General features: G+C 72.7%; 9 protein-coding genes and 1 pseudogene. 4 read left to right on the top strand and 6 right to left on the bottom strand.

Annotated elements, in window-relative coordinates; translation table 11 throughout:
* Positions 1-46: 46 nt before the first annotated feature.
* Together ACFQ79_RS31670 and ACFQ79_RS31665 are read right to left on the bottom strand one after the other, a co-directional pair.
* Positions 47-508 (bottom strand): ATP-binding protein, encoded by a 462-nt coding sequence (locus ACFQ79_RS31670; RefSeq protein WP_383589845.1) that lies wholly within the window; start codon positions 506-508, stop codon positions 47-49.
* 517 nt (positions 509-1,025) lie between these two features.
* Positions 1,026-1,991 carry a hypothetical protein gene (locus ACFQ79_RS31665; RefSeq protein ID WP_383589843.1) on the bottom strand — a complete coding sequence of 322 codons (966 nt, stop codon included), beginning with the start codon at positions 1,989-1,991 and terminating at the stop codon, positions 1,026-1,028.
* Between the two features lie 29 nt (positions 1,992-2,020).
* Here ACFQ79_RS31665 and dapE point away from each other — a divergent pair, with 29 nt between their 5' ends.
* Together dapE and ACFQ79_RS31655 are read left to right on the top strand one after the other, a co-directional pair.
* Positions 2,021-3,115: a succinyl-diaminopimelate desuccinylase gene (dapE, locus tag ACFQ79_RS31660; RefSeq protein WP_383589841.1), complete on the top strand. Its 1,095-nt coding sequence runs from the start codon at positions 2,021-2,023 to the stop codon at positions 3,113-3,115.
* A 107-nt stretch (positions 3,116-3,222) separates the two neighbouring features.
* Positions 3,223-3,972: a TIGR00730 family Rossman fold protein gene (locus tag ACFQ79_RS31655; protein ID WP_187622362.1), complete on the top strand. Its 750-nt coding sequence runs from the start codon at positions 3,223-3,225 to the stop codon at positions 3,970-3,972.
* Between the two features lie 167 nt (positions 3,973-4,139).
* On the opposite strand, the gene folP is transcribed toward ACFQ79_RS31655, so the two are convergent.
* Positions 4,140-5,000: a dihydropteroate synthase gene (gene folP, locus ACFQ79_RS31650; RefSeq protein WP_383589839.1), complete on the bottom strand. Its 861-nt coding sequence runs from the start codon at positions 4,998-5,000 to the stop codon at positions 4,140-4,142.
* 103 nt (positions 5,001-5,103) lie between these two features.
* Between folP and ACFQ79_RS31645 the strand changes: the two are divergent.
* A pseudogene (locus ACFQ79_RS31645) lies at positions 5,104-5,412 on the top strand (hypothetical protein); the annotation flags it as partial.
* A gap of 14 nt (positions 5,413-5,426) precedes the next feature.
* Positions 5,427-6,029 carry a DNA-3-methyladenine glycosylase I gene (locus ACFQ79_RS31640; protein ID WP_383589837.1) on the top strand — a complete coding sequence of 201 codons (603 nt, stop codon included), beginning with the start codon at positions 5,427-5,429 and terminating at the stop codon, positions 6,027-6,029.
* Between the two features lie 21 nt (positions 6,030-6,050).
* On the opposite strand, the gene ACFQ79_RS31635 is transcribed toward ACFQ79_RS31640, so the two are convergent.
* The 3 genes from ACFQ79_RS31635 to ACFQ79_RS31625 form a co-directional block, all read right to left on the bottom strand.
* Positions 6,051-7,277, bottom strand: a complete 1,227-nt coding sequence (locus tag ACFQ79_RS31635; RefSeq protein ID WP_383589835.1) for an FG-GAP-like repeat-containing protein — start codon at positions 7,275-7,277, stop codon at positions 6,051-6,053.
* 27 nt (positions 7,278-7,304) lie between these two features.
* Positions 7,305-8,549, bottom strand: coding sequence for an FG-GAP-like repeat-containing protein (locus ACFQ79_RS31630; protein ID WP_383589833.1), 1,245 nt, complete (start codon positions 8,547-8,549; stop codon positions 7,305-7,307).
* A gap of 101 nt (positions 8,550-8,650) precedes the next feature.
* Positions 8,651-9,454 (bottom strand): enoyl-CoA hydratase/isomerase family protein, encoded by an 804-nt coding sequence (locus tag ACFQ79_RS31625; protein WP_383589831.1) that lies wholly within the window; start codon positions 9,452-9,454, stop codon positions 8,651-8,653.
* Positions 9,455-9,513 lie beyond the last annotated feature (59 nt).

The raw sequence follows: 9,513 nt of genomic DNA, 5'->3' as shown, positions 1-9,513 counted from the left end.
GAGCAGCTGCTCCCCGGGCCCTTCCGCATGATTGTTCCCGGTCGGGTCAGCCGCCGATGGGCAGGCCGCCGAGCGTCTGGCCGGTGGGCAGGCCGCCGAGGCCGCCGCCCAGGGCGCCGCCGGTCGGGCCCTCCGCGCTCTCGGCGGCGGCGCCGGCGGTCTTGCCGACGACCTCGCCCGCGCTGCCGGCGGTCTCGCCGGCGACCTGCTGGGCGGCCGGGGTGGCGGTCTTGCCCGCCGCGCCGACCGCCTTGCCGGCGGCGGGGACGGCCGTGCCGACGGCCTGGCTGCCGGTGGCGCCGACGACGCCGGTGGCGGTCTGCGAGGCGCTGTCGACGGCGGTGCCCGCGCCGGCGGCGTCCAGGGCGGTGACGCCGCCGAGGGCGCCGGTCGGCGCGAGGTTGTGGTCCAGGGCGCTCGCGGAGCCGGCCGCACCGACCACGGGGGCTGCTCCGGCCGCGATGAGGAGGGCGGCGCGGGCGATCCGACGGGTCAGGGGGAGGGACATGGTGCTCCTTCGACGAGGTGCGAGGTGTTGTTCGGACGCAGTGACAACCGGCCCTGGGGCGGGTTGGGTTGCGGCGGTCGAAGGTAAAGACTTGGCAATGCGTCGTATTGTCGGGTGGGGAGGAAAACGGACGAACGCGTCATTGTGCGATCGTCTGGCGAACCGTCACTTCCCTTGCCCTGTAAGGGAATTGGGAGGGCGGGGCGCGGTGCGTGAAAGGCGGCGCGGAAGGGTCGCGAATTTCTCCGGACGCGCACCGGTGTCATGCCACGGGCGAGTGAATCGCCGTACGGGTGATCGGCTGCTGATCGACCGGGATCGGGGCGAGATCGGCCGGAGACCGGCCGGAGACTGGCCGGGGTCGGGGCGAGATCGGCCGGAGTCGGTCCGGGATCGGCTGAGGATCGGCCGGAGACCACCGCAGACCGACCGCAGACCGACCGCAGTCCGACCGCAGACCGACCAGAGATCGGCCGGAGACCGGCCGCAGTCCGACCGGAGACCGAGGGGTGAGCGGCTACTGGGCGAGTCGCATGCGGACGGACTCCGCGCCGGAGGCGGGCGCGCCCAGGGTGCCGACGGACTGCGACGACCCCGAGACCTTCGCCCAGCCTCCCCGCGCCTCACCCGCGCGCCACACCCGGTCCCCGTACACGACCTCCGTGATGCGCAGCGTCTCCGCCCGCGCCACGGCCCACTGCGCCAGCTCCCAGCCGCGCCGCGCGTCCGAAGCCGCGTCCCGGGACCCGGCGGTCGGGCGGACCGGCACCACGAGCACCGGCGGCTCGGCCGCCGACCGGCCCGCGCTCGGGCCGCCCGTCACGGCCGTCGGCGCCGCCTTCTCGCCGAAGGCGCGTACCAGCTCCGCGCGCACCTTCGCGGGATCGCCCGGACGGCCCTCCGCGTCGCTCGCCGTACAGGAGAGGGCGGCCGGGGACCGGCCCGTCAGCGCCGCCGAGAGAAGGGTGGCGTCCGGCTCGTGCTTCGCGTACGCCTGCGGGAAGCCGCTCTTCTGCACCTTCTGCGCCGCCACCGTCAGCGGCAGCCGCGAGTACCCCGGGACCTTCTCGAGACCGTCGTAGAACTTCCCCGACGCGTACACCGGGTCCATGATCTGCGCCGGCGTCCCCCAGCCCATCGAGGGCCGCTGCTGGAAGAGGCCGAGGGAGTCCCGGTCGCCGTGCTCGATGTTCCGCAGCGCCGACTCTTGGAGCGCCGTCGCGAGGGCGATGGTCACCGCCCGCTCCGGCAGGCCCCGGGTGGTGCCCACGGCGGAGATCATCGCGGCGTTCGACGCCTGCTCCGGGGTGAACTCGTACCGGTTGTCCCCGGTGCCGACACTGCACCGGGGTGTGCCGGTACTCCCCGTCATCTGGTGGAAGGCCACGTACGAGGCAAGGCCGAGAAGCGCGGAGAGGGCGGCCGCGGAACGGGCGAGGCGGCCGCGACGGCGGGGGCGGGTGGGCTCGGACACGGGGCCCACCGTACTGGAGGCCGCGTTAGGGTCGGCACATGGCTGACATCACCCCGCTCGACACGCCCCTCGACCTGTCCCAGGACGGGGCCGCGCTCACCGCCGCCCTCGTCGACTTCCCGTCCGTCAGCGGGACCGAGCAGCCGCTCGCGGACGCCATCGAGCAGGCACTGCGCGGCCTGCCGCACCTCACGGTCGACCGGTACGGAAACAACGTCGTGGCCCGTACGAGCCTCGGCCGCGGCGAGCGGGTCGTGCTCGCCGGCCACATCGACACCGTGCCGATCGCCGACAACGTGCCCTCGCGGCTCGACGAGGACGGCATCCTGTGGGGCTGCGGCACCTCCGACATGAAGTCCGGGGTCGCCGTCCAGCTGCGGATCGCCGCCACCGTCCCCGAGCCCAACCGCGACCTCACGTTCGTCTTCTACGACAACGAGGAGGTCGCCGCCCACCTCAACGGCCTCGGGAAGATCGCCGACGCGCACCCCGACTGGCTGGAGGGCGACTTCGCCGTCCTCCTGGAGCCCTCCGACGCCCAGGTCGAGGGCGGCTGCCAGGGCACGCTGCGCGTGATCCTGCACACCGCCGGTGAGCGGGCCCACTCCGCGCGCTCCTGGATGGGCTCCAACGCCATCCACTCCGCCGCCCCGATCCTGGCCCGCCTCGCCGCGTACGAGCCGCGCAAGCCGGTCATCGACGGCCTGGAGTACCACGAGGGCCTCAACGCCGTCGCGATCCAGGGCGGCGTCGCCACCAACGTCATCCCCGACGCGTGCACGGTCACGGTCAACTACCGCTATGCCCCCGACCGCTCCCCGGCCGAGGCGCTGGCGTACGTCCGCGAGTTCTTCGCCGACTGCGACATCGCGGACTTCGTGATCGACGACGAGAGCCCCGGCGCCCTGCCCGGCCTCTCCCACCCGGCGGCGGAGGCCTTCATGAAGGCCGTCGGCGGCAGCGCCCAGCCCAAGTTCGGCTGGACCGACGTGGCCCGCTTCAGCGCCCTCGGGGTGCCTGCGGTCAACTACGGCCCCGGCGACCCCATCTACGCGCACAAGCGGGACGAGCACGTGCCCGTCGACCGGATCCACCACTGCGAGGCACGGCTGCGCGACTGGCTGACCGCCTGACCGCCCGACTTCCCTCGTCCCGACTCCCGTAATTTCGCATTTCGTCACCTCTGTGGTCCTACGCTGACCGGACCAGAAGATCGTTGGATCGACGGAGGGAGCAGGCCATGGGTATCCCTGAAGGGGAGACGAAGCCGGAGGAGCAGCGGCTCGGGCCGGTGCTCAGGCGCAGGGACCAGGTCCAGCCGGGCACCACGGACCAGCGGCTGCTCGACACCGAGGGCGACTCGGAATGGGTGCACACCGACCCCTGGCGGGTCATGCGCATCCAGTCCGAGTTCGTCGAGGGCTTCGGCGCCCTCGCCGAACTGCCGAGCGCGATCAGCGTCTTCGGCTCGGCCCGCACGAAGCCGGACTCGCCGGAGTACGAGGCGGGGGTACGGATCGGCAAGGCGCTCGTCGAGGCCGGCTTCGCGGTCATCACGGGCGGCGGCCCCGGCGCCATGGAGGCGGCCAACAAGGGGGCCCGGGAGGCCAAGGGCGTCTCGGTGGGCCTCGGCATCGAGCTCCCCTTCGAGCAGGGGCTCAACCCGCACGTCGACATCGGCGTGAACTTCCGCTACTTCTTCGTCCGCAAGACGATGTTCGTGAAGTACGCGCAGGGCTTCGTGGTCCTGCCCGGCGGCCTCGGCACCCTCGACGAGCTCTTCGAGGCGCTGACCCTGGTCCAGACCCGCAAGGTGACCCGCTTCCCGATCGTCCTCTTCGGCACGGAGTACTGGAAGGGCCTCGTGGACTGGCTCCGCGACTCGGTCGTCGCGGGAGGCAAGGCCTCGGAGCGGGACCTGCTCCTCTTCCACGTCACGGACGACGTGGAGGAGGCGGTGGCGCTGGTGACGAAGGAGACGGGCAAGTAGCGGTCCACGGGGCGGGGGCGACGGTCTTCCGTCGCCCCCGCCCCGATCTGCCCCGCCCCGATCCGTCGGGTTCCGCCCGAGCGGGGCCCGTCCCCACCGGCTCCGCCCTGCGCCCGGCTACGTCAGCCCGCCCTGCGCCCGGCTACGTCAGCCCGCCCCGCGCCCGGCTACGCCAGCCCGCGCCGCGCCACGGCCGGGGCCCGGTGCCCGGCGATGGACGCCACCATGTCGAGCACCTGCCGCGTCTCGGCGACCTCGTGCACCCGGTACACCTGCGCGCCCAGCCAGGCGGACACGGCGGTCGTCGCCAGGGTGCCGAGGACCCGCTCCTTCACCGGCCGGTCGAGCGTCTCGCCGACGAAGTCCTTGTTGGACAGGGACACGAGCACCGGCCAGCCCGTCTCCGCCATCTCCCCGAGCCGCCGCGTCGCCTCCAGGCTGTGCCGGGTGTTCTTCCCGAAGTCGTGGCCCGGATCGATCATGATCGCGTCCCGTCGCACCCCGAGCGCGACCGCCCGCTCCGCGAGCCCCACGGTCACCCGCAGGATGTCGGCCATCACGTCCTCGTACTCCACGCGGTGCGGCCGCGTCCGCGGCTCCGCGCCGCCCGCGTGCGTGCACACGAGCCCCGCGCCGTACTTCGCGGCGACCTCGGCCAGCCCGGGGTCGACCCCGCCCCACGCGTCGTTCAGGACGTCCGCGCCGGCCTCGCAGACCGCCGCGCCGACGTCCGCCCGCCAGGTGTCCACGCTGATGACGACATCGGGATGGCGGCGGCGGACCTCGGCGACGAAACCGACCGTGCGCCGCGCCTCCTCCGCCGCCGTGACCTCCTCGCCGGGGCCCGCCTTCACCCCGCCGATGTCGATGATCGCCGCCCCCTCGGCCACGGCCTGCTCGACGCGGGCGAGCGCCGGCTCGTCCCGGAAGGTGGCGCCCTGGTCGTAGAAGGAGTCCGGGGTCCGGTTCACGATCGCCATGATCACCGGCTCGTGCGGCCCGAATTCACGCCGTCCCAAGCGCAGCATCCCTTTTGTCCTCCCTCGTGTCCGTTCGCCTGCGACCCTAGCTGTCGGTGGCGCATGGCACGATCGGCACGGGACGTTTTCCACTCCGGGGAGAGGCACGCAGGTGTTCTGGTTTCTGCTCATCACGATGGTCGTGGTCGTGGCCGCGGTGACCCTGGCCGTGGTCGGCGGCGGCGACAGCGAGGTGCTGCCCGACGTGGCGCCCGAGGAGCTCGTCGACCCGCTCCCGGCCGCCCGCCCGGTCGACCGCGCGGACGTCGAGGCGCTCCGTCTCCCCGTCGCGGTCCGCGGCTACCGGATGGCGGACGTGGACGACGTGCTGGTCCGGCTCGGCGCCGAGCTGGCCGAGCGCGACGCCCGGATCTCCGAGCTGGAGGAGGCGCTCGCGGGAGCGGCCGCCGCCGGTGACGGAGAGGACGGGCGGGCGTGACGGCCGGCGGGGCGGTGCCGGGCCCGGACGGGCGGCTGCGCTGCCCCTGGGGCCTGTCGACCGAGGACTACGTGGCGTACCACGACGAGGAGTGGGGCCGCGCGGTCCACGGCGACGACGCGCTCTTCGAGCGGCTCTGCCTGGAGGCCTTCCAGTCGGGTCTGTCGTGGATCACGATCCTGCGCCGCCGCGAGGGCTTCCGGGCGGCGTTCGACGGCTTCCGGATCGCCTCGGTCGCCGAGTTCGGTGAGGCGGACCGCGAGCGGCTGCTCGTGGACGAGGGCATCATCCGCAACCGGGCCAAGATCGACGCGACCCTGGCCAACGCGAAACTGCTGGCCGGCTGGGCCCCGGGCGAACTGGACGAGCTGATCTGGTCGTTCGCCCCCGATCCGGGGACCCGCCCCGTCCCGCGTACGTTCGCGGACGTCCCGGCGGTCACGGACGAGTCCACGGCCCTCTCGAAGGCCCTCAAGAAGCGAGGCCTCCGCTTCATCGGCCCGACGACGGCGTACGCCCTGATGCAGGCGTGCGGGCTGGTCGACGACCATGTGAAGGGGTGCGTGGCCCGGGGCGGCGGAGCGACCCCGGACCACTGATCCCGCTGGACCGGGGCCGGTCTAGAAGACGTGGACCCGGTCGGCGGTGTCCCAGGACATGTCGGCCTGCGGACCGCCGATGCCGCCGCGGCCGTTTCCGGCGTAGACGTACAGCTGGTTCCAGTCGATCGGCCGCATCACGTCCGCGTTGCCGTCGCCGGTCACGTCGCCGACGGAGAAGACGGGCGCGTCCGACGGCCAGGCGTACGGCAGCTTGGTGCGGGCGCCGAAGGTGCCCCGGCCGTTGCCCGGGTAGAGCCAGAGTCCGCGGGAGCCGTCCCGTGCGACGAGGTCCGACCTGCCGTCGCCGTTCATGTCGCCGGGCGCCACGAGGCGGTTCATGGCGTTCCAGCCGCCGCCGACCTTCTTGCGGGCCCCGAACCAGCCCTTGCCGTTGCCCGGGTAGGTCCAGAGCACACCCGCGGTGTCGCGCGCGACCAGGTCGCGGCGGCCGTCGCCGGTGATGTCGCCGACCGCCTTGAGCTCCTTCATGGAGTTCCAGCCGCCGCCGATCTTGACGCGGGGCTTGAAGTAGCCCTTGCCGTTGCCGGGGTAGAGCCAGAGGACACCGGCCTTGTCACGGGCGAAGACGTCCTCGTTGCGGTCGCCGTCGTAGTCGCCGTGCCGGACGATCTGCGTCATGGAGTTCCAGCCGCCGCCGATCAGTACGGCCTTGGGCGCGACGTCCCAGCGGGCGGTGTAGCCGTGCAGGTACCACAGCCGGCCGTCGTCGGCCCGCTCCAGGAGGTCGGGCCGGGAGTCGTTGTTCAGGTCGCCGAACTGCGCTGCGGCGGGGAGGCCGGTGGGGCGCTTCTCCTGCGGCCACCAGTCCATGTACGGGACGCCCGAGTTCGCCTCCCAGTGGGTGGTGGCGACGCGGATCGAGCTGAACCGGTTGTCGAGCTGGCCCATGATCGAGCCGTCGAGGCTGTTCCCGCGGTTGTACGGGTCGACCACGAGGGAGTCGCCGCCCGCGAAGTTGCGGTCGACGTGGAAGACCGCGTGCAGGGGCGAGTTGTTGACCAGCGAGGAGATCCTGTTGTCCCACGTCCCGAGGGAGCTCTGGGAGGACGTGATGATCTTCATCTCGCCCTTGAAGTCGAGGTACTGGAAGACGCAGAGCCGGCCCGAGGGGCAGCGCTCCTCGCCCGCGGCGGCGGGGGGAGCGGCGGTCATCAGCGTCGCCAGGGAGGCTGCCGTGGTCACGGCCGCGGCCAGGGCGCGGCGGCCCTGGACAGTGCGGATCATGAAGAGCGAATCCGTTCGTGAAGAGGGTCAGAAGACGAAGTGCGAGGAACGGACCTGGGCGAGGTCGCGGGGCGCCAGGAGGCGCCCGTCGGCGGTGCCGGGGTAGACGCGGAGACGGTAGTGGCCCTCTCCGACGTAGCTGCCCCAGGCGTGGGCGACCAGGTCGGGGCGGCCGTCGCCGGTCACGTCGCCGAGGCCCGCGAGCTCCTTGTGGCCGTTCCAGCCGCCGGTGCCGATGAGCTTGCGGGCGCCGAACCAGCCTCTGCCGTTGCCCGGGTAGAGCCAGAGCTTGCCCGCCGTGTCGCGGGCGACGAGGTCGGCCTTCTTGTCGGAGTTCATGTCCCCGGCGCCGACCAGCTCGTTGATCGACTTCCAGCCGCCGCCGACCTGCTTGCGGGCGCCGAACCAGCCCTTGCCGTTGCCCGGGTACGTCCACAGGACGCCCGCGCCGTCGGAGGCGAGCAGGTCGGCCTTGCCGTCGCCGGTGAGGTCGCCGGCCGCGGCCAGGTCCCGCATGGCGTTCCAGCCGCCGCCGATCTTGACGCGGGGCTTGAACCAGCCCTTGCCGTTGCCGGGGTAGAGCCAGAGGACACCGGCCTTGTCACGGGCGATGACGTCCTCGTGCAGGTCGCCGTCGAAGTCCCCGTGGCGGGTCAGCTTGGTCATGGTGTCCCAGCCGCCGCCGACGAGCACGGTCCGGCCGGGGCTGGTGTAGGCGTGGGCCGTCCAGAGCTGGCCGACCATGTTGCGGCTGACGACGTCGGCGTAGCCGTCGCGGTCCATGTCGCCGAACGCGCCGGCCGCGGGCAGCGTCGTGGGACGCTTCTTCACCACGTCCCACAGCATCGGGTAGCGGCTCTCGCTGCCGCAGAAGTCGTCGGCGTCGGGGCCGACGTCGACCGAGCTGACGGCCTGGTCCAGCTCGGGGTGGGAGCTCTCGTCCAGGGACTCCGAGAAGTAGGAGTGGGTCGCCCCCTCCGGGTCGAGTCCCGGCTTGGGGTGCAGGCAGACCGCGCTGCTGTATCCGGCCAGCTTGACGACGTACGACCGGATGCGGTTGTCCCAGGAGCCGAGCGACAGCATCGGCTTCCGGATCACGATCATGTCGCCCTGGTACTGCGGCCGGCTGAAGCCGCAGACGGCGTTGTCGGGACAGCGGTCCCAGCCGTCGGCGGCCGCGGACGGCTGCGACAGGACGGTGGCGGAGAGGCCGAGGGCCATCATCGCCGTGAGCGCGCCGCGAAGAAGGCGCGCGGGTGGAGCGGAACGCACGGAACCCCCCAGGTATGTGCGTACGAATGGTGAGCGGATCTTATAGACACGCCCACCACTCGTACGAGCGGGTTCCGGCCCCGGCCCCGGGGCCGGGTGCGTCAGCGGCCCAGGTACGTCGGCTTCTCCTTGGCGATGAAGGCGCGGACCGCGATCGCGTGGTCCTCGGAGGCGCCCGCGCGGTTCTGCAGTTCCTCCTCCTTGTCCAGGGCCTCGGACAGGGAGTGGTCGGCGCCGTAGGCGAGGGACTCCTTCAGGGCCGCGTACGCCACCGTCGGGCCCTCCGCCAGCTTGCGGGCCACCTTCTCGGCCTCGGCGGCGAGGTCGGCGGCGGGGACCACGCGGTTCGCGATGCCCAGCTCGTACGCCTCCTGGGCGGTGATCGAGCGCGGGAAGAGCAGCAGGTCGGCGGCGCGGCTGGGGCCGATCACCCGGGGCAGCGTCCAGGACATGCCCGAGTCGGCGGTCAACGCGACCCCGGCGAAGGAGGTGTTGAACGACGCGGTGTCCGCGACCACCCGGTAGTCCGCGGCGAGCGCGAAGCCGAAGCCGGCGCCCGCCGCGACGCCGTTCACGCCGGCCACGACGGGCTTCCGCATGCCCGCGAGCGCCCTGGTGATCGGGTTGTAGTGGTCCCGGACCGTGTTCATGGTCTCCTGGGTGCCGTGCTCGTGGTCGGCCATGAGCAGACCCACGTGTTCCTTCAGGTCCTGCCCGACGCAGAACGCCCGCTCGCCCGCCGCGGTGAGCAGCACCGCCCGTACGGCGGGGTCCGCCGAGGCCGTCTCGGCCGCTTCGCGGAGGGCGACTTTCGCGGCCACGTTCATCGCGTTCATGGCCTCGGGGCGGTTGAGCGTGATGGTGGCGAGCCCGTCGCTCACCTCGTACAGCACCGTGTCGGCCATGGGGTTCCCTTCGCCTCTTTGCGTGGTTGACCTGCACAGCATGGCGGACATCACTCGCC

The organism is Streptomyces sp. NPDC056480 (assembly GCF_042795405.1).
In the GTDB taxonomy this organism is placed as follows: domain Bacteria; phylum Actinomycetota; class Actinomycetes; order Streptomycetales; family Streptomycetaceae; genus Streptomyces.
The sequence above is the reverse complement of the archived record's forward strand: the minus strand, read 5'-3'. Positions and strand labels throughout refer to the sequence as shown.